Annotated in this window: 14 protein-coding genes; 3 read left to right on the top strand and 11 right to left on the bottom strand. The window is 71.8% G+C overall.

The genetic code is table 11. From position 1 onward, the window contains the following. Positions 1 to 74 precede the first annotated feature (74 nt). The 5 genes from ffh to nsdA all read right to left on the bottom strand — a co-directional run bounded on the left by ffh (position 75) and on the right by nsdA (position 7,699). The gene (ffh, locus tag ACZ4M5_RS29055; RefSeq protein ID WP_467741045.1) at positions 75 to 1,622 is read right to left on the bottom strand and encodes a signal recognition particle protein; all 1,548 of its coding nucleotides are present in this window, start codon (positions 1,620 to 1,622) and stop codon (positions 75 to 77) included. Between the two features lie 83 nt (positions 1,623 to 1,705). Next, positions 1,706 to 4,153: a [protein-PII] uridylyltransferase gene (locus ACZ4M5_RS29050; RefSeq protein ID WP_467741043.1), complete on the bottom strand. Its 2,448-nt coding sequence runs from the start codon at positions 4,151 to 4,153 to the stop codon at positions 1,706 to 1,708. A 37-nt stretch (positions 4,154 to 4,190) separates the two neighbouring features. Then, on the bottom strand, positions 4,191 to 4,529 hold the full coding sequence (locus tag ACZ4M5_RS29045) for a P-II family nitrogen regulator (protein ID WP_333937169.1): 339 nt from the start codon (positions 4,527 to 4,529) through the stop codon (positions 4,191 to 4,193). Next, on the bottom strand, positions 4,526 to 5,866 hold the full coding sequence (locus ACZ4M5_RS29040; RefSeq protein ID WP_467741041.1) for an ammonium transporter: 1,341 nt from the start codon (positions 5,864 to 5,866) through the stop codon (positions 4,526 to 4,528). The genes ACZ4M5_RS29045 and ACZ4M5_RS29040 overlap by 4 nt, the downstream gene beginning before the upstream one ends. Before the next feature lie 336 nt (positions 5,867 to 6,202). Next, positions 6,203 to 7,699 carry a transcriptional repressor NsdA gene (gene nsdA, locus ACZ4M5_RS29035; protein WP_467741039.1) on the bottom strand — a complete coding sequence of 499 codons (1,497 nt, stop codon included), beginning with the start codon at positions 7,697 to 7,699 and terminating at the stop codon, positions 6,203 to 6,205. A 446-nt stretch (positions 7,700 to 8,145) separates the two neighbouring features. On the opposite strand from nsdA, the gene ACZ4M5_RS29030 reads away from it, so the two are divergent. Next, entirely contained in the window at positions 8,146 to 8,811 is a 666-nt protein-coding gene (locus ACZ4M5_RS29030; RefSeq protein ID WP_467741037.1) for a bifunctional DNA primase/polymerase, read from the top strand. 108 nt (positions 8,812 to 8,919) lie between these two features. Here ACZ4M5_RS29030 and ftsY read toward each other — a convergent pair whose 3' ends face one another. The 5 genes from ftsY to ACZ4M5_RS29005 form a co-directional block, all read right to left on the bottom strand. Continuing rightward, on the bottom strand, positions 8,920 to 10,113 hold the full coding sequence (gene ftsY, locus ACZ4M5_RS29025; protein ID WP_467741035.1) for a signal recognition particle-docking protein FtsY: 1,194 nt from the start codon (positions 10,111 to 10,113) through the stop codon (positions 8,920 to 8,922). A 479-nt stretch (positions 10,114 to 10,592) separates the two neighbouring features. Next, positions 10,593 to 12,011: a sugar porter family MFS transporter gene (locus ACZ4M5_RS29020; protein ID WP_467741033.1), complete on the bottom strand. Its 1,419-nt coding sequence runs from the start codon at positions 12,009 to 12,011 to the stop codon at positions 10,593 to 10,595. A gap of 223 nt (positions 12,012 to 12,234) precedes the next feature. Then, positions 12,235 to 15,813 (bottom strand): chromosome segregation protein SMC, encoded by a 3,579-nt coding sequence (gene smc, locus ACZ4M5_RS29015; protein WP_467741031.1) that lies wholly within the window; start codon positions 15,811 to 15,813, stop codon positions 12,235 to 12,237. A gap of 211 nt (positions 15,814 to 16,024) precedes the next feature. Further along, positions 16,025 to 16,228: a hypothetical protein gene (locus ACZ4M5_RS29010; RefSeq protein WP_200262846.1), complete on the bottom strand. Its 204-nt coding sequence runs from the start codon at positions 16,226 to 16,228 to the stop codon at positions 16,025 to 16,027. A gap of 380 nt (positions 16,229 to 16,608) precedes the next feature. Then, positions 16,609 to 16,890 (bottom strand): acylphosphatase, encoded by a 282-nt coding sequence (locus ACZ4M5_RS29005; protein WP_369193523.1) that lies wholly within the window; start codon positions 16,888 to 16,890, stop codon positions 16,609 to 16,611. A 161-nt stretch (positions 16,891 to 17,051) separates the two neighbouring features. On the opposite strand from ACZ4M5_RS29005, the gene ACZ4M5_RS29000 reads away from it, so the two are divergent. Both ACZ4M5_RS29000 and ACZ4M5_RS28995 read left to right on the top strand, forming a co-directional pair. Further along, entirely contained in the window at positions 17,052 to 18,239 is a 1,188-nt protein-coding gene (locus tag ACZ4M5_RS29000) for a CAP domain-containing protein (RefSeq protein ID WP_467741028.1), read from the top strand. A gap of 45 nt (positions 18,240 to 18,284) precedes the next feature. Continuing rightward, positions 18,285 to 18,701 carry an Imm10 family immunity protein gene (locus ACZ4M5_RS28995; RefSeq protein WP_467741023.1) on the top strand — a complete coding sequence of 139 codons (417 nt, stop codon included), beginning with the start codon at positions 18,285 to 18,287 and terminating at the stop codon, positions 18,699 to 18,701. A 110-nt stretch (positions 18,702 to 18,811) separates the two neighbouring features. On the opposite strand, the gene ACZ4M5_RS28990 is transcribed toward ACZ4M5_RS28995, so the two are convergent. Further along, on the bottom strand, positions 18,812 to 19,396 hold the full coding sequence (locus ACZ4M5_RS28990; RefSeq protein WP_467741021.1) for a flavodoxin family protein: 585 nt from the start codon (positions 19,394 to 19,396) through the stop codon (positions 18,812 to 18,814). Positions 19,397 to 19,497 lie beyond the last annotated feature (101 nt).

Raw genomic sequence — 19,497 nt, 5'->3', positions numbered from 1 at the left:
CGCCGCACCGGACATCCGAGAGGGCGCCCCTTCGGAGGAAGGGGCGCCCTCGGCGTCATGACGGGACAGGGCCGTCAGCCCATGAACTTCTTGAACTCGTCGGGCAGTTCGAAGTCCTTGGCGCCCTGCTGCGGCAGGCCCAACGCGCCGCCGCCCTCGGCCGCGGCCGCGCGGCGGGCGGCGGCCTCCTGCTCCTGCTGCTTGCGCTTCATCGGGTTGCCGGACCGCTGCTTGCCCTTGGCCTGCTTCTGCTTCTTCTTCGCCCGGCCGGGACCACCGCCCATGCCCGGCATCCCAGGCATCCCGGGCATGCCGCCCTGGGCCATGCGGGACATCATCTTGCGGGCCTCGAAGAACCGCTCGACCAGGTTCTTCACCGCGCTGACCTCGACACCGGAACCCCGGGCGATACGGGCGCGGCGCGAGCCGTTGATGATCGTCGGGTCCTGGCGCTCGCCCGGGGTCATCGACTTGATGATGGCCGCGGTGCGGTCGACGTCCCGCTCGTCCAGGTTCTGGATCTGGTCCTTCATCTGGCCCATGCCCGGCAGCATGCCGAGCAGCTTGGAGATGGAGCCCATCTTGCGGACCTGCTCCATCTGGGCCAGGAAGTCGTCCAGGGTGAAGTCCTGGCCCTTCTTGGACGCCAGCTTGGAGGCCATCTTCTCGGCCTCTTCCTGGCTGAACGTCTTCTCCGCCTGCTCGATCAGGGTGAGCAGGTCACCCATGTCGAGGATGCGGGAGGCCATCCGGTCCGGGTGGAAGGCGTCGAAGTCGTCGAGCTTCTCGCCGTTGGAGGCGAACATGATCGGCTTGCCGGTGATCTGCCGGATCGACAGGGCGGCACCACCGCGGGCGTCGCCGTCGAGCTTGGAGAGCACCACGCCGTCGAAGCCGACGCCGTCGCGGAAGGCCTCGGCGGTGTTGACCGCGTCCTGGCCGATCATCGCGTCGACGACGAACAGGATCTCGTCCGGGGAGACGGCGTCGCGGATGTCCGCGGCCTGCTGCATCATCTCCTGGTCGATGCCGAGGCGGCCTGCGGTGTCCACGATCACGAGGTCGTGGACCTTGGCCTTGGCGAAGTCGATGGAGTCCTTGGCGACCTTGACCGGGTCACCGACGCCGTTGCCCGGCTCCGGGGCGTAGACCGCGACACCGGCGCGCTCGGCGACGACGCTGAGCTGGTTCACGGCGTTGGGGCGCTGGAGGTCGCAGGCGACGAGCAGCGGCGAGTGACCCTGCTCCTTCAGCCAGCGGCCGAGCTTGCCCGCGAGGGTGGTCTTACCGGCACCCTGCAGACCCGCCAGCATGATCACGGTGGGCGGCTGCTTGGCGAAGCGCAGGCGCCGGGTCTCGCCGCCGAGGATGGTGACCAGTTCCTCGTTGACGATCTTGAGGACCTGCTGGGCCGGGTTCAGCGCCCGGGAGACCTCGGCGCCGAGGGCGCGCTCCTTGACGTTCTTGATGAACGTCCGGACGACCGGAAGCGCCACGTCCGCCTCGAGCAGCGCGATGCGGATCTCGCGCGCCGTGGCGTCGATGTCCGCCTCGGAGAGCCGTCCCTTGCCGCGCAGGTTCTTGAAGGTCGCTGAGAGGCGATCGGAAAGAGTATCGAACACGGCGCTCGCGGTCCTCGGGGTCGGAGACAGACTGGGGAATCGCCCTCCAGGGTATCCCGGCGTGACAAGTCGCCGGGTCGCCCTCACCCCCTCAGTGTCTCCTCCAGCTTCCGGGCCACCGCGGCCGCCTCCTCGCCGGGCAGCGGCGCGCCCTGCGGTCCGGTGACGTAGAAGGCGTCGACGGCGTTGGCGCCCAGGGTCGACACGTGCGCGCTGCGCACCCGCACGCCCGCGTCCTCCAGGGCGCGCCCGATGCGGAACAGCAGGCCGGGGGCGTCCTGGGAGCGGACCTCGATGACGGTGGCCAGCCGGGAGGCGGCGGGGTGGACGGACACCGTGGGCGGCGGCGCGACCACGCCCCGGCGGCGCGGATAGGCGGCGTCCCGTTCGGCGAGGCGGGCGGCGATGTCCAGTGAGCCGTCCAGGGCCCGGACCAGGTCCGCGCGCAGCCGGGCGGCCTGCGGCAGCGAGCCGTACTCGGCGGCGACCCGCCAGTCCAGCAGCAGCACGGAGCCGTCGACGCCGTCCGGCAGGGACAGGGAGCGCAGCTCGGCGGTGCGTACGGTCAGCCGGTGCACGGCGAGGACGCCGGCGACCGCGGGCAGCACCCTGGGCTGGTCGGGGACGGCGATGAGCAGTTCGACGCCGAGCGGCTCGGGATCGCCGGCGGGTTCCTGCCCGGCGGGCGCCTCGGCCTGGGCGCGCAGGGCCAGCACGGGGCTGCCGGTGGCGGCCGCCTCCAGCGCGAGCCGTTCCTGCCCGGCGGTCGGGGCGGCCTCCTCGGGCTCGGCCGGGGCGTCCCCGGAGAGCACCGCCGAGACGCGTTTCACCAGGTCGGCGACGAGGGAGCCGCGCCAGGAGGACCACGCGGCGGGCCCGGTCGCGAGGGCGTCGGCCTCGGTGAGCGCGTGCAGCAGCTCCAGGGTCCCCTGGGTGCCCACGGCCGCGGCGACCGAGCGCACGGTGGCCGGGTCGTCCAGGTCGCGCCGGGTGGCCGTGTCGACGAGCAGCAGGTGGTGGCGGACGAGGGTGGCGACGACCGTCACGTCGTGGTGGTCGAAGCCGATGCGGGCGGTGACGTCCTTGGCGATGATCTCGCCGGCCACCGAGTGGTCGCCGGGCCAGCCCTTGCCGATGTCGTGCAGCAGCGCGGCGACCAGCAGCAGGTCGGGCCGGCTGACCCGGCGGGTGAACGCGGAGGCGCGCACGGCGGTCTCGATGAGGTGCCGGTCGACGGTCCACAGGTGCACGGCGTTGCGCTGCGGGCGGCAGCGGACCCGCTCCCAGTCCGGCAGCAGCCGGGTGATCAGCCCTTCCGCCTCCAGCGCCTCCCAGACCTCGACGGTGGGGCGGCCGGAGCCGAGCAGCGTCACGAGCTGCTCGCGTGCCTCGGCGGGCCAGGGCGTGGGCAGCGGGCGCACGGTGGCCGCCAGACGCCGCACGGCGTGCAGGGACAGCGGGAGCCCGGCCTGCGCCGCGGCGGCCGCGGCGCGCAGCGGCAGGACGGGGTCGCGCTCGGGGCGCGCGGCCCGGGCGAGCACCACCTCGCCGTCCTGCTCGACCACGCCCTCGGCCAGCGGGGACCGCTCGGCGGTGGGCTTGCCGCCGCCCAGCATGGCGCGCAGCCGGGGCCGCACGGCCCGTGAGCGCAGTACGCGCCCCACCTCGCGCCAGGTGACGTCGCTCGCGTAGGAGACGAGCCGGGCCGCCTCGTAGACCTGACGCAGCAGGGTGTCCGCGTCGAGCAGGCCGAGCCCGGCGGCCACCTGGTCCTGCTCCTGGAGGGCGAGCCGGTCGGTGGCCCGCCCGGTGGCCAGGTGCAGGGCGTCCCGGACGTCGAGGAGACGGCGCCGGGCGTCGGCGAGGCCCTCGCGCGGGGCGTCGGCGAGCCAGGAGGCGGCGACGGCCCGCAGGGCGGTGGCGTCGCGCAGTCCGCCGCGGGCCTCCTTGAGGTCGGGCTCCAGCAGGTACTGCAGCTCGCCCTGCCGCTCGGCGCGTTCGGCGCACAGTGCCTGCAGTTCGGGGAGGCGCTTGGGGGCCTGGTTGCGCCAGTCGGCGAGGACGGCGGTGCGCAGGGCCGCGGTGAGGCCGAGGTCGCCGGCGATGTGCCGGGCGTCCAGCAGGCCGAGCTGCACCTTGAGGTCGTCGGCGGCGGTCCGGCGCGCCTCGGCGGGCGTGCGCACGGAGTGGTCGAGGTCCAGGCCCAGGTCCCAGACGGGGTACCAGAGCCGGTCGGCCAGGGCGGCGACGGCCTCGGTGTCGCCGCCGTCGTGCAGCAGGAGCAGGTCGAGGTCGCTGCGCGGGGACAGCTCGCCGCGTCCGTAGCCGCCGACGGCGATCAGGGAGGCGCCGCGCAGCCCCTGGGCGCCCGCGCCGAACAGGTCCGCGAGCCACTGGTCCGTCAGCTGGGCCAGGGCGGCACGGCGCGGCGGCCCGGACCGCGTCTCCTCGGTGAGGAGGCGCAGCCGGGCCGCCGCGTAGCCGCCGGGTCCCGAGTCCTCTGCTTCGTTGCGCACGTCCGTACCCGTCACCCGGCGACTCCTGTTCGTGTGCCTGCCTGGAAGACCGTCAGAGCGCGTCCGGACCGCGCTCGCCGGTCCGGACCCGTACGGCCGTGTCGACCGGGAGGGACCAGACCTTGCCGTCACCGATCTTGCCGGTGCGGGCGGCCTTGACCACGACCTCGATGAGCTGTTCGGCGTCCTCGTCCTCGACCAGGACCTCGATGCGGATCTTGGGGACGAGGTCGACGGTGTACTCGGCGCCCCGGTAGACCTCGGTGTGGCCGCGCTGGCGGCCGTAGCCGCTGGCCTCGGTGACCGTCAGGCCGTGCACGCCGAAGGCCTGCAGGGCCTCCTTGATCTCGTCGAGCCGGTGCGGCTTGACGACTGCGGTGATGAGCTTCATGCGTCCACCTTCTTGCTCGCGGCTGCGGCGACGGGGGCCGTGACGGCCGTCTTGGCGGCGCCGCCACCGGCGCCGCTGAAGTCGTATGCGGTCTCGGCGTGCTCGGCCTGGTCGATGCCGGTGATCTCGTCGTCCTCCGGCACCCGCATGCCGAGGGTCTTGTCGAGGACGAAGGCCAGGATGGCGGAGACCACCAGGGAGTAGGCGAGCACCGCGAAGACACCAGCGCACTGCTTCCAGAACTGGGTCAGTCCGCCGCCGTAGAAGAGGCCCTCCACGGTGGACTGGCCCTTGCCGCTGGCGAAGAGGCCGATCAGCAGGGATCCGGCGATGCCGCCGACCAGGTGGACGCCGACGACGTCGAGGGAGTCGTCGTAGCCGAACCTGTACTTCAGGCCGACGGCCATGGCGCACAGGACACCGGCGATGGCGCCGACCGCGATCGCGCCGAGCGGGCTGACCGCGCCGCCGGCCGGGGTGATGGCGACCAGGCCCGCGACCGCGCCGGAGGCGGCGCCGAGGGTGGTGAACGCGCCGTGGCGGATCTTCTCGTAGGCGAGCCAGGCCAGCATGGCCGCGGCGGTGGCGACCTGCGTGTTGACGAACATCAGCGCGCCCACGCCGTCGTCGTTGCCGAGCCAGGAGCCGGCGTTGAAGCCGAACCAGCCGAACCACAGCAGACCGGCACCGAGCATGACCAGGGGCAGGCTGTGCGGGCGCATCGGGTCCTTCTTGAATCCGACGCGCTTGCCGATGACCAGGATCACGCCGAGGGCCGCGGCACCGGCGTTGATGTGCACGGCCGTACCGCCGGCGAAGTCGATGACGCCCAGCTCGAAGGCCCAGCCGCCGGCGCCCCACACCCAGTGCGCGACGGGGAAGTAGACGACCGTGGCCCACAGGGTGATGAACAGCGCCCAGGCGCTGAACTTCACGCGGTCGGCGAGGGCGCCACTGATCAGGGCCGGGGTGATGATCGCGAACATCAGCTGGAAGACCAGGAACACGAAGACCGGGATGGTGTAGCCGTCCCACAGCTCGGTCAGGCCGATGTTGCTCAGACCCACCCAGTCGGAGTTCCAGCCGATGAGGCTGCCCGAGTCGGTGCCGAACGCCAGGGAGAAGCCGTACAGCACCCACAGGACGGTGACGATCCCGAGGCTGATGAAGCTCATCATCAGCATGTTCAGGGTGCTCTTGACGCGGACCATGCCTCCGTAGAAGAAGGCCAGGCCCGGGGTCATGAGCATCACCAGGGCGGAACAGATGAGCATGAACCCTGTGTTCGCGGCAGAGAGCTTGGGCGCCTCTGCGGCCAGGGTGATGGCTGGTGCCATCGGCGTCTCCTCGTCTTGGTACGGCCCCGTGCGGGCGAAGCCTCGAGCGGATTGAGGGGTGGGCCGGTTATGCGCCACGAGATTGGCGCAGCGCGGTTTCGGTGGGGGCCCCTCGTTGTTTCGCCGCCGTGACGAAGGCGCGTGGCGTGTTACGCGTCGGTGAACTGCCGGACCCGGGATGCGCCGGTCGCCGCCGGGGCGCATCCTCGGGCCCGCACGGCCTTCCGGGAACGCGGGCCGGCCGCGTCCGGCCTTCCGATGACCTGGCATGGGGGAGCCGAGTCGGGCAGTTCGGGAGGGCCGGCCGCGGCCGGGGTTCTGGGGTCGTGCGGCTGGTCAGACCGCTTCGGCGGTCTCAGGCAGTTCGGCGGCGAGCCGTTCGGTGAGGTCGACGACCTCTCCGAGGTCGCCGAAGTCGCGTGCGGCCGTGTCGACGGTCTTGCGGATGCGGGTGTTGACCCGCTCGGAGCGGACCTTCTTGGCGACCCGCATGGCTTCGGAGGCGAAGACCGTGCTCTGCTCGGGCTCGCGCCGCAGCAGGTGCACCGTGGCCATGCCGATCAGGTTCAGCGCGTAGGACCGCTGGTGCTCGCCATCCTCGGCGAACAGCTCCACGGCCCGTTTCATCAGCGGTTCGGCCAGCGAGGCGTACGCGGGGCTGCGGCCCGCGACGTAGGCCAGGTCCCGGTAGGAGTGGCTGTTCTCGCCGTACAGCTCGGCCTCGGAGAAGAAGCGGATCCAGTCGGGGTCCGGCTCGTCCCACTCGTCGGCGTCGGCGAAGGTGTCCTCGGCCATGCGGACGGCCCGCTTGCACTTGCCGGGCTGCCCCATGTTGGCGTAGGCGCGGGCCTCCATCGCATACAGCATGGACTGGGTGCGCGGGCTGGCGCAGTCGCGACTGCCGTACTGCGCGAGATGGATCAGCTCCAGCGCGTCGTCGGGCCGGCCCAGGTGGATCATCTGCCGGCTCATGCTGGACAGCACGTACGACCCGAGGGGCCGGTCCCCTGCCTCCTTGGCGGCGTGCAGCGCGAGGACGAAGTACTTCTGCGCGGTGGGCTGGAGCCCGATGTCGTACGACATCCATCCGGCCAGCTCGGCGAGTTCCGCCGCGACCTTGAACAACCGGCGGGTGGTGTCCTCCGGTTGGGACTCCTGGAGGAGGTCGGTCACCTCGTGGAGCTGGCCGACGACCGCCTTGCGGCGCAGGCCGCCGCCGCACTGGGCGTCCCACTGGCGGAACATCACCGTCGTGGACTCCAGCAGGTCCAGCTCGGGCCCGGAGAGCCGGCCGCGGGCGCGCCCGGATCCGGCCGCGGTGTCGGGTTCGGAGCGCGGGGCCGCGGGCGAGGGGACGAGCCAGCGCTGCATGGGCTCGATGAGGGCCGGGCCCGCGGACAGGGCCAGCGAGCTCCCGAGGAAGCCGCGCCGCGCCAGCATCAGGTCGCTGCGCGAGAACTCGCTGAGCTGCGCCACCGTCTGCGGGCCCGTCCACGGCAGGTCGACGCCGGTCGCGGAGGGTGACTGGCGCGCGGTGCGCAGCCCCAGGTCCTCGACGGAGACGACGACGCCGAAGCGCTCCGAGAACAGCTCGGAAAGGATCTTGGGGATGGGCTCGCGGGGGTTCTCGCCGTCGAGCCAGCGGCGCACGCGCGAGGTGTCGGTGGAGATGTGGTTGGCGCCCAACTGCCGTGCCCTGCGGTTGACCTGGCGGGCCAGCTCGCCCTTGGACCAGCCGCTGCGCACGAACCACGAGGTGAGGAGCTCGTTCGGGCGCTTCTCAGTGTGCGTCGCGCTCGCAGCGTTCGTCCCGCTTCCGCCGTTGCCGCTCACTGGAACGCCCCCACTCCCTGGACCACTTGTCGCCGAGTGCGCCAAGCCCTAACAGCATGCCGGTTCGTACGGCCCTCCGTCCGGCCCTTGTCACCCTTCGAACGGAATGACGACTTGCCTCCGGCATACCCATGAGTGCATGTGCCCCCAGGGCTCGTGCACACACAGTAATCCTACGATCACCCGTCCAGCCACGGCTCACACGGAAACGCCACCATTCGCCACCCCATCGAATGAACTCCCGTACGGCTACGCACGATTCACTTGACACAGCACAACCAGGAGTGGGTGCAGCGATGCGTTCGAGGGCGCGCGTCGCCGGACACACCACCCCGGACACCTCCGGACGCCGAGTGAAGCGGCCGGAGCCCGGGAAGCCGGAAACAGAGAGTCACGCGCCGCGTCCGTTGCGTAACCACCGCTGCGTCGCACCCGTTGGAGGGGGCATGGGCTTCACGATCGGCATCAGCCGGGGCATGCGCGACATCCGGACCGGCTCGCGCCGCCGCGGCCGCACCTCGGACGGCACGGCCGTCGCCGAGTTCACCGGCCTGTGGGGCTGGGACGTGGTGCCGGGTGCCCGCGCCTCAGCGGGCGCCTGCTCCTGCGGCCGCCGGGACTGCTCCGCTCCCGGTGCGCACCCCCTGGACTTCGCGCCCGTGCTGCCGGCCGGGGCGACGCTGGACGACGTGAGCGAGGTGTGGGGCGAGTATCCCGGCGCGTCGGTGATGCTGCCGGTGGGCCGGGCGTTCGACGTGGTCGAGGTGGCCGAGCCCGCCGGCTGCCGTGCGCTGGCCCGGCTGGAGCGCATGGGTCTGCCCGTCGGGCCGGTGGCGGCCACCCCGGACGGCAGGGCCCAGTTCTTCGTCGCCCCCGGTGCCGCGGCGGACCTGCCGGGTCTGCTCTACCGCATGGGCTGGGACGACCCGGCCGCCCTCGACCTGCGCGGCCTGGGCCCCGGCACGCACATCACGGCGCCCCCGTCCGACCGCGGCGGCCTCGGCCCGGTGCGCTGGCTCCGCTCCCCCGCCCTGGACTCGGCGTCCCGGCCGCCGGAGGCCCGGCTGGTGCTGGGCACCCTGGCGTACGTGGCGCACCGGTCCCGGGCCTGACGGCGGCCCGGACACGAGCGAAGCGCCCGTCCCCGACTGCACCTCGGGGGCGGGCGCTTCTCACGCGCACAGGGATTCTCGCGGGTGGTTCCTCGGTGAGGGCCGAGGTCACTCCCCGATAAGGGCGTCAACGAACGCCTCCGGCTCGAACGGCGCGAGGTCGTCCGCGCCCTCGCCGAGCCCGATGAGCTTGACCGGGACGCCCAGCTCACGCTGGACCGCGACCACGATGCCGCCCTTGGCCGTGCCGTCCAGCTTGGTGAGCACGATGCCGGTGATCTTCACGACCTCGGAGAAGACCCGGGCCTGGACGAGGCCGTTCTGGCCGGTGGTGGCGTCCAGGACCAGCAGCACCTCGTCGACCGGGGCCTGCTTCTCGACGACGCGCTTGACCTTGCCCAGCTCGTCCATCAGGCCGGTCTTGGTGTGCAGCCGGCCGGCGGTGTCGATGAGCACGACGTTCGCGCCCATCTCCTTGCCCTCCTTGACCGCGTCGAAGGCCACGGAGGCGGGGTCGCCGCCCTCCGGTCCGCGCACGGTGTAGGCGCCGACGCGCTCGCCCCAGGTCTGGAGCTGGTCGGCGGCGGCGGCCCGGAAGGTGTCGGCCGCACCCAGGACGACGCTCTGGCCGTCGGCGACCAGGACGCGGGCGAGCTTGCCGGTGGTGGTGGTCTTGCCGGTGCCGTTGACGCCGACGACCATCACGATGCCGGGCTTGCGGTCCTCCGGCTCGGTCTTCACCGCGCGGTCCAGGTCGCGGCCGACCAGGGTGATCAGTTCCTCGCGCAGCAGGGTGCGCAGTTCCTCGGGGGTGCGGGTGCCGAGCACCCTGACCCGCTCGCGCAGGCGCTCGACGAGTTCCTGGGTGGGCTGCACGCCGACGTCGGCGGTGAGCAGCGTGTCCTCGATCTCCTCCCAGGTGTCCTCGTCGAGGTGCTCACGGGACAGCAGGGTGAGCAGGCCCTTGCCGAGGGCGTTCTGCGAGCGGGAGAGCCGGGACCGCAGCCGGACCAGACGGCCGGCGGTGGGTTCCGGGATCTCGATCTCGGGGGCGGGCGGCTCCTCGACGACGACCGGAGCCGAGCCGTCCGGAAGATCCACCTCCTCTATCGTGCGCCGCGGTTCCTCCCGCGGCGTCTCGGCCTCGTCGCCGACGTGCGGCTCGGCCGGTGGGGCGGTGATGTCGGGCGCCGCGGGCGGGGGCGGCGGCAGCTGCTTCTTGCGCCGGCTGCCGACGATGAGCCCGCCGAGCGCGCCGAGCACGACCACGGCGATGACTACAGCAAGGATGACGATGTCCATAACGCGTCCAGTATCAGTCATGGCTCCCCCGGTCACCCCGCTCGCACCGCACCGGAGGGCCGCGGCCGCCGGATCTCCACACCTCTGGATGCCTCACCCACCGGCCCCCGCCCGACCGCCGGCTCCGCCCACCCCGGCCGCCGGCTCCGCCCACCCCGGCCGCCCACTCCGCACACCCCCAACTCCGGCCCGGCGCACCCCCGGCGGCCCGCCCCGGCCTCGGGGGGCGCCCGCTTCCTGCCGGTGCCGGCCGGCGCGGACCACGAGAGCTCGCGGAGCACCGGCAGGGACCGGTGAGGCGCTGCGGAACCTGGAGGTGGCGGCCCTGCACGCCCGGGTGATCGACGGCGGCGCCGGCGTCCGGTGAGACGGCAGACCGCCGCCCCGGCTCGGGCAGTGGCCGAACCGGGGCGGCGGCGGGTTACGGGGAGAGGGGCAGCGGGGACTGTGGCCCTTCTCCCCGAGCGGGTGGGACGGGCTCAGCCCATCTCCTCCAGGGACTTGCCCTTCGTCTCCTTGACGAACTTCAGGACGAACGGGATCGAGAGCGCGGCGAAGGCCGTGTAGATCACGTAGGTCGCGGAGAGGTTCCAGTCGGCCAGCGACGGGAAGCTCGCGGTGATGGCCCAGTTGGCGATCCACTGCGCGGCGGCGGCCACACCCAGGGCGGCGGCGCGGAGCCGGTTGGGGAACATCTCGCCGAGCATGACCCAGACGACCACACCCCAGGACAGGGCGAAGAAGAGGACGAAGATGTGCGCGGCGATCAGGGCGACCCAGCCCTGCGTGGCCGGCAGCTTGCCGTCGACGAGGTGGTAGGAGAACGCCCAGGCCTCCAGCGCCAGGCCGACGACCATGCCGACCGAGCCGATGATCGCGAGCGGCCGTCGGCCGATGCGGTCGACGAAGATCATCGCGATGACGGTGCCGAGAATGTTGATGATCGACGTGGTGAAGGAGTAGAAGAACGAGTCCGCGGGGTCGACGCCGACGGACTGCCACAGCGTCGCGGAGTAGTAGAACGCGACGTTGATGCCGACGAACTGCTGGAAGACCGACAGGCCGATGCCGATCCAGACGATCGGCTTGAAGAAGAAGCTGCCGCCGAGCAGGTCCTTGAAGCTCGACTTGTGCTCGCTCTTCATGGCGCCCTCGATCTCGGCGACACGGGCGTTCAGGTCGACGTCCTTGCCCTCGACCTCGGTGAGGATCTCGCGGGCGCGCTCGTGCTTGCCGACGGAGATCAGGAAGCGCGGCGACTCGGGGATCGCGAAGGAGAGCAGCCCGTACAGGATCGCCGGGACGACCATGACGCCCAGCATGACCTGCCAGGCCTCCAGACCCATCAGCTTGCCGCGCTGGTCGCCGTCCGCCGCGTTGAGCAGACCCCAGTTGACCAGCTGCGACACGGCGATGCCGATGACGATCGCGGCCTGCTGGAAGGAGCCGAGCCGGCCGCGGTAGGCGGGCGGGGCGACCTCGGCGATGTAGGCCGGGCCGATCACGGAGGCCATGCCGATGGCGAATCCGCCGACGACCCGCCAGAAGGCGAGGTCCCACAGCGCGAACGGCAGCGCGGAGCCGACGGCGCTGATGGTGAACAGGACCGCGGCGATCTGCATGCACCGGATGCGGCCGATGCGGTCGGCTATGCGTCCGGCGGTCGCGGCGCCGATGGCGCAGCCGATGAGGGCGATGGCGATGACCTGGGCGAGGGCCGCGGACCCGACGTCGTAGCGGTCGCGGATGGCCTCGACGGCGCCGTTGATCACGGAGCTGTCGTAACCGAAGAGGAAACCGCCCATCGCGGCCGCCGCCGCGATGAAGATGACGTGCCCGAGATGATCGGGATGAGCCGTTCCGGCTCCTGACTTGGGTGCCTGCGCTGTGCTGGTCACGTGTACTCCTGGGGCCACCGGCAACGCTGCCGGAGGGGATCAGCCCTTCGAGGTGCCACCTGAAGGTACCTGAAGGTAAAAGGAACGTTGCCGAGACTATGCCTTCAAGTTTCGAAGTCAATAGGACCGCGGTCGGGAATCCGACGCGAGAGCGTGTCGGTGATGTGTTTAAGAAATGAAGTCACACGGAGGTGCAGGTGAGAAAGGTGTAGACCACATCTGTCTAGCGGAGGCGCTGGGAGATGACCTTCGACACACCGTCGCCCTGCATCGAGACGCCGTAGAGCGCGTCGGCGACCTCCATCGTGCGCTTCTGGTGCGTGATCACGATCAGCTGCGAGGCTTCCTGGAGCTCCTGCATGATCCGGATGAGCCGCTGGAGGTTGGTGTCGTCGAGGGCGGCCTCGACCTCGTCCATGACGTAGAACGGGCTGGGGCGCGCCTTGAAGATCGACACGAGCATCGCCACGGCGGTCAGCGACCGCTCCCCGCCCGAGAGCAGCGACAGCCGCTTGACCTTCTTGCCCGGCGGCCGGGCCTCGACGTCCACGCCCGTGGTGAGCATGTTGTCGGGGTCGGTCAGCACCAGCCGCCCCTCACCTCCGGGGAACAGCCGGCTGAAGACGCCCTCGAACTCACGGGCCGTGTCCCGGAAGGCCTCGGTGAAGACCTGCTCGACGCGCTCGTCGACCTCCTTCACCACCTGCAGCAGGTCGGCCCGCGTCTTCTTCAGGTCCTCGAGCTGTTCGCTGAGGAACTGGTGGCGTTCCTCCAGTGCCGCGAACTCCTCCAGGGCCAGCGGGTTGACCTTGCCGAGCTGCTGGTAGGCGCGCTCGGCGGCCTTCAGCCGCTTCTCCTGCTCGGCCCGGACGAAGGGCCTGGGCCGGTTGCGGGGATGCTCCGGGTCCTCCGGCAGCTCCTCGCCCTCGGCGGGGGGCGAGGGCGGCACGAGCTGACGCGGACCGTACTCCGCCACCAGCCCGGCCGGTTCGACACCCAGCTCCTCCAGTGCCCTGGTCTCCAGCTGCTCGATCCGCAGCCGCTTCTCGGCGCCGAGTACCTCGCCGCGGTGCACCGAATCCGTCAACTTGTCGAGTTCCGCCTTGAGATCGCGCCCCTCGGTGCGGGCGCGGGCCAGTTCCTGCTCGCGGCGGGCCTTGGCGGCCTCGGCAGCGGTGCGCTCCGCCTCGGCGCGGGCCAGGGAGACCTCGACGTGCGCGAGCAACTGCCGGGCGCCGGATCCGACGGCGCCGGCCACGGCCGCCTCGTGCCGCAGCCGGGCCCGTCGCTGCTCGGCACGCGCGCGTGCCTCGCGCTCCGCCCGGGCGGCCCGGTCCAGCGCGTCGGCCCGCCCGGCCAGCCCCTTGACCCGCTCCTCGTGCGTACGGACCTGGAGCCGGGCCTCCATCTCGGTCTGGCGTGCGTTGGCGCCGTCGGCGGCGAGCCGGTCGCGCACCGCGGTGTCCGGCTCCTCCTCGATCGGCATCTCCTCGGCCACGGCCAGCCGCTCGGCGAGTTCCTCGACCTCTTCCAGCGCCCTGTCGAGGGCGTCCTGGGCACGGGCCGCCGCGGCGGTGGCGCGCTCGGCCTCACCGGTCGCGCCGCGGGCCTGGCCCGCGAGCCGTCCCAGCTGCTGGGCGACGGCGGACTTCTCCCGGTCGGCGGCCCGGCGCCGCTCCCCCAGTTGCTCGACCGACGCGGCGCAGTCCGCGCGTCGCGCCGCGGCGGCCTGCTGCGCGTCGCTCAGCTTCGCGCAGCGGACGGCCAGCTCCTCCAGCTCTGCGGCGGCCTCGTCGACCGACGCCTGCACTTCGAGCAGGCTGGGGGCGCCGGCGGAGCCGCCGTGGGCGAAGTGGGCGCCGAGGAGGTCGCCCTCGGCGGTGACGGCGGTGAGGTGGGGGTGGGTGTAGACGAGGATTTCGGCGTCTTCGAGGGTGCCGACCACGACGATGCCGTGCAGGAGCCGCCTGACGGCGGGCATGAGGTCCGTGGGGCCGTGGACCAGCTCGGCGGCGTAGGTGTGACGGGCGTCTGCGGCCTGGTCGTGGCCGGTCGCGCGGTTCTCCGCGCCGCTGAGGGCGTCGTCTCCTGCCAGGAGCAGGGTGGCCCTGCCGCCGTCCTGTTTGCGCAGGAGCCGGATCGCGTCGGCCGCGGATGCCGGGGACGTGACCGCGATGGCGTCCGCGGCCGCCCCGAACGCGGCGGCCAGGGCGACCTCGTGGCCCGGCGTCACCGTCAGCAGTTCCGCCGCCGGGCCGAGCACGCCGGAGAGGCGGTCCTGGGCGGCGAGCAGTATGCCGGTGCCGTCCTTGCGGCGCAGGCCGAGGGCGAGTGCCTCGTGACGGGCCTGGGTGGCGGCGCGCCTGCGTTCGGCCGCGGTGAGTTCCTCGCGGGCGGCCGTGAGGGCGGCCTCGGCGTCGGTGAGCCGCTGTTTGGCCGCCTCGTGCTGCTCGGCGAGTTCCGCGTCGCCGGCGTCGAGGCCGTCGACCTCGGCCTTGAGGGCCTCGTACTCCTCCTGGGCGGTGACGGCACGTTCCTGCGCCTCGTCGCGGGCCGCGGCCAGGCGCTCGATCTCGGCCTGGGCGGAGGTCGCGCGGGAGCGGGCCGCGTTGACCTGGCCGCTGAGCCGGGCCAGTCCTTCCCGGCGGTCGGCGATGGCCCGGGCCACGTCCTTGAGGCGCCGTTCCTCCTGGGTCAGTGCGCGCTCCAGCTCGGCGCGGTGGGAGACCGTGTCCTCCAGGGCGCGCTCGGCCGCTTCCAGGGCCGCCTCCAGCTCGGCCTCCTGCTCGCGGATGCGGGCGGCCTCGCGCTCCATGTCCTCGGGGTCACGGCCGCGCCGTTCCTCGGGGGGCGCGGAGGTGGCGCTCTTCACGCGGGCGTCGGCCAGCGAGACGGTGCCGCGCACGCGCTCGGCGAGCTGGGAGAGTTCGTACCAGGTCTGCTGGGCGCGCTGCAGCCGCGGAGTCAGCCGGCGGACCTCGTCCTCCAGGAGGGCCTCGCGTTGCAGGGCCTTGCGCAGCTCCTGCTCGGCGGCCTCCTTGCGCTCCTTCAGCGCGGCCTCGTCGGCGATCTCGGCGTCGAGGGCCTCCCGGAGCCGTACCAGGTCGTCGGCGAGGAGGCGCAGCCGGGCGTCGCGCAGGTCGGCCTGGATGACGGCGGCCCTGCGCGCGACCGCCGCCTGGCGGCCAAGGGGCTTGAGCTGGCGGCGCAGCTCGTCCGTCAGGTCCTGCACGCGCGCGAGGTTGGCCTGCATCGCGTCCAGCTTCCGCAGCGCCTTCTCCTTGCGCTTGCGGTGCTTGAGGACGCCGGCGGCCTCCTCGATGAAGGCGCGGCGCCCCATGGGGTCGGCGTGCAGGACGGAGTCGAGCTGGCCCTGGCCGACGATGACGTGCATCTCCCGGCCGATGCCGGAGTCGGAGAGCAGGTCCTGGATGTCGAGGAGACGGCAGGTGTCGCCGTTGATCTGGTACTCGCTGCCGCCGTTGCGGAACATGATCCGCGTGATGGTGACCTCGGCGTACTCGATGGGCAGCGCCCCGTCGGAGTTGTCGATGGTCAGCGACACCTCGGCGCGGCCCAGCGGCGGGCGGCCGGTGGTGCCGGCGAAGATGACGTCCTCCATCTTGCCGCCGCGCAGCGACTTGGCGCCCTGCTCGCCCATGACCCAGCTGAGCGCGTCGACGACGTTGGACTTGCCCGAGCCGTTCGGTCCGACGACGCACGTGATCCCGGGTTCGAACCGGAGGGTGGTCGCGGAGGCGAAGGATTTGAACCCACGGAGGGTCAGGGCCTTGAGGTGCACGCCGCCGGACTCTACCGCCCGGTTTCGTCTCACTCCATGAACCCGCGGTTTCGCCGTTGAACACGGAGGGCAGACCAGACGTTGAAGACAGTGAGGATGCACCGGGGGGAAGAAAGAAGGGACGCCGGTGGCGTCCCTTGCACTTCTGACAACGTGGCGGTTGTGACGGGCGGCCCGACCGCTGCTGTGCCGATGTGGAGCGGTGCAGTGATCAGGTCAGCGCAGGCTCCGCCTGGTGTGCGTCAACGCTCTCCATGATCCTGTCGTGAGAAGCGGCAGCCGCCAGCGCCTCGTTCTCCGCCTGGATCCGTACGAGCTCGGATTCCAGGTCCTGGACGCGCTGCTGGAGCCGTCGCATCTCGGCGAGGAGTCGCGGGTCGGAGCCGCCGACGTAACCGAGAAGCGCCTTTGCCATGATGGATGGTCCTCCACAATGAGTGACCGACCGATGCGGTGTGGGTCGTGAGGGATTCGCACCCGCAGTCTTGGCAGGGCCTGGAGTTGTGCTGCCGTTCAGCCATGCCAAACAGCTAAGGTGCGCGGGGTGCTTTCAGCGTCTCACCAAAAAGTTTGACGGTCAACACGATCACACCCCGTATTGGCGGACGACCCGGGCGCACACGGCGTTCGACGGCGGCGTGGCGGCTTCTGCGGGCCCCGGGGGCGTGGCGATCATCCTTGCCGCCGAAGTCTTCCGGCGCAAGGGGTTCTCGGCAACCACCAGCGACTTTCCGTTTTCGACCCCGGCCCGGCGGCGCACCCCGCACCGGGTCCGGGGCCGCCGGGGCGTCCCGGTCAGCGGATGGCGAAGCCCTCGTAGCCGCCGCGCGGTGTGTCCCACATCTCGGTGACGCCGTCCACGCGTCCGGGCGTGTCGTCGCCCTGGAGCCAGGCGAGCAGACCTTCGCAGCCTTCACGGGACCCCTCGGCGACCACTTGGACGCGTCCGTCGCCCAAATTGAGAGCAAAGCCACTCAAGCCGCCGATCTCCAGCGCCTTGGCCCGCGTGAACCAGCGGAAACCCACACCTTGGACGCGTCCCCGCACCCAGGCGACCAGTCGCACATCCTCGCTCATGGGTGCAACCTAACCGCCCCGAATCGCTCCGGGCACTTCCTCCCCACGCGCCATGCGGTACCGTCCCCCCTCAACGCATCTCATATGAAACTCACACGATCGAGTGAGTTTCGTGTTGATCTCGAGGACGAGTCGACCGCCAGGACGAGGAAGGCCAGGACATGGGACGCCACCGACGCTCCGCCGACGGCCGCGCCGCCGAGGGCCGCGCCACGGGGTTCACCCACGCCGACGGCTTCGCGGAGGGCCACGACCCGCTGTACTCCACCGCGGACGACGCTCCGACGATGGGCATCGCGCCCTACCTGAACCCCGAGGCGTACGCCGGCACCTACGCCAGCACCGAGGCCTACCTGTTCGGGGCGGACGGGCCCACCGCGGACGGGTACGGGGCGGACGACCGCTTCGTGGAGACGACCGCTTTCGCCGGTGACGCCTTCCGGGGCGACGGCTTCGGCGGGGCCGGCGACGGTTTCACGCCCGACAGCGGTGCCCGCCGCGCCGGTACGCACCGCCGCCGCAAGAAGGCCGCCCGCCCGGTGCGCACCGGGCTGCTGGGCGTCTCCGCGGCCGTGGCCCTCGGCACGGTGGCGGTCGCCACGGGCGCGGTGCCCGGCCTGGACAACTACAAGCTGGGCGGCACCAGCGGCGCCGACGAGGTGCAGGCCGGCGACACGCCGACGAACACGCCGGTCGAGCAGGGCGGCACGTCCGGCAGCGCCGACAGCCGCGAGAGCGCGCCGGCCAGCCGGGACGCCGAGCGCACCGTGTCTCCGTCGCCGTCCGCCTCGAAGTCCTCGCCGGCGCCGAGCAAGACGCCGGAGAAGGCCGAGAAGACGAGGGACGAGAAGGACGGGAAGCCGGAGCGGAAGAAGCCGGCGGCCACGCCCAGCCAGAAGCCGGACGACACGCCCTCCCGTACGGCGACGAGCGCGCCGAAGAAGCCCGATGCCTCCGCGTCGCTGTCCGGGGAGTCCTCGGCCGCGGCCCAGGTGCTCGCCCTGGTGAACGAGGAGCGGGCCAAGGTGGGCTGCCGCCCGGTCGCCGCGAACAGCGCGCTGACGGGCCTCGCGCAGAGCTACAGCGAGGACATGCGGGCGCGGGGCTTCTTCGACCACACCGACCCCGACGGCCGCACGCCGTGGGACCGGGCGGAGAAGGCCGGCATATCCAACCTCGGCGGCGAGAACATAGCCCGCGGCCAGGCCGACGCGGCGGCCGTGATGGACGCCTGGATGAACAGCCCCGGCCACCGCGCGAACATACTGAACTGCGACTTCAAGACCCTGGGCGTCGGCGTCGAGCTCGGCTCGGGCGGCCCTTGGTGGACGCAGAACTTCGGCTACTGAGGTAACGGCAGGTCAGAGCTCCATCGCACCTGATAGAACACGCGTGTGACCTACAGATTCACTGCGGACATCGCCTATGGGTGCCACGAGCCTGGGCCGGAGGTCTACGCCCTGACCGCCGGAGTTGCCGAGTCGGACGACGGACAGGGCTTCGCGCTCGAGTTCCAGTGCCGCGCGGGACAACCCGATGAGCAGAACATCCGCAACGGCACCGACTCGCACTGTGTGGTCACCCCCGACCAAGGCACCGCGTACGGATGCGTGCGCACGGTCGAGCTCGAGGGAGACATCCTGCGGGTCACGTTCGACCTCGACTCCTTGGAGTCCTTGTTCCTGGACGACCCGGTGGTCGAGGCGGTGCTTCGTGCACCAGCGGCGGACGTGGTCCGCATGAGGAAGGCCCTGACGCGCATCCTCGGTTACGGCCGACCCGATGCGATCCCGATCGTGGTCGGGGTCTGACCTACGGCTGCGGCCCGGGGCGCCCGGAGAAGCAGTCGAACTGAACCCGGTCGGCGACATGGTCGGCGGGTGGGGGCCCGGCCCGGCGGCTCCCCTGGCACCGATGCCGCTCACGCCGCGGCCAGCCCCCGGAGGAACACCCTCGCCGTTTCCGTCACGCGGCGGCCCAGGTGTTCCGCCGTGGCGATGTCGGCCTTGTGGACGGCCTCGGGGCCCTCGTCCGCGTTGGTCTGGGCGGCCGCGCCCGCGAAGACGCCGAGGCGGTTCAGGTCGTTCTCCGAGCCGGTCGTGCTGTTCCAGCCGGGCAGCAGGCCGAGGTTGACCCAGTGCATGCCGAGCTGCGCGGCGAGGATCTGGAAGAACTGCAGGGTGTGCAGCTTGTCTCCGCTCTTGGAGGCCGAGTTGGTGAAGCCGGCGGCCAGCTTGCCGCTCCAGGCCTGCGTGGCCCAGCGCTTGGAGGTGGCCTCCGCGAAGACGTGGAAGGCACCGGAGGCCGTGCCCATGTAGGTCGGCGAGCCGAAGACGATGACGTCGGAGCGGTCCAGCACCGCCCACTGCTCGTCGGTGATCTCGTCCACCTTGATCAGATGCACGTCGGCGCCGGCCTCCAGGGCACCGGCCCGGACGGCCTCGGCGAGGACGGCGGTGTGGCCGAAACCGGAGTGATAGGCCAGGGAGACGACAGGGGTGGTCACGTGAGGGCTCCTCGAATGAGCAGGTCGCTGACAATGACCAAAGGAAAGCACTAACTTCTGGTTAGTGCAACCTGTCAGATAGCGCTGCGTTGACGTAGGCT

It is taken from the genome of Streptomyces sp. NPDC026246 (assembly GCF_055567995.1).
Note: the sequence above shows the minus strand (reverse complement) of the source record. Positions and strands in the feature narration are given on the sequence as shown.

What these genes read in the sequence shown, in the direction of transcription:
- ACZ4M5_RS29045 (WP_333937169.1), bottom strand. Translation starts at nt 4,529, where the DNA reads ATGAAGCTCATCACCGCAGTCGTCAAGCCGCACCGGCTCGACGAGATC.
- ACZ4M5_RS29040 (WP_467741041.1), bottom strand. Translation starts at nt 5,866, where the DNA reads ATGGCACCAGCCATCACCCTGGCCGCAGAGGCGCCCAAGCTCTCTGCC.
- ACZ4M5_RS29030 (WP_467741037.1), top strand. Translation starts at nt 8,146, where the DNA reads ATGGGCTTCACGATCGGCATCAGCCGGGGCATGCGCGACATCCGGACC.
- ftsY (WP_467741035.1), bottom strand. Translation starts at nt 10,113, where the DNA reads ATGGACATCGTCATCCTTGCTGTAGTCATCGCCGTGGTCGTGCTCGGC.
- ACZ4M5_RS29010 (WP_200262846.1), bottom strand. Translation starts at nt 16,228, where the DNA reads ATGGCAAAGGCGCTTCTCGGTTACGTCGGCGGCTCCGACCCGCGACTC.
- ACZ4M5_RS29005 (WP_369193523.1), bottom strand. Translation starts at nt 16,890, where the DNA reads ATGAGCGAGGATGTGCGACTGGTCGCCTGGGTGCGGGGACGCGTCCAA.
- ACZ4M5_RS29000 (WP_467741028.1), top strand. Translation starts at nt 17,052, where the DNA reads ATGGGACGCCACCGACGCTCCGCCGACGGCCGCGCCGCCGAGGGCCGC.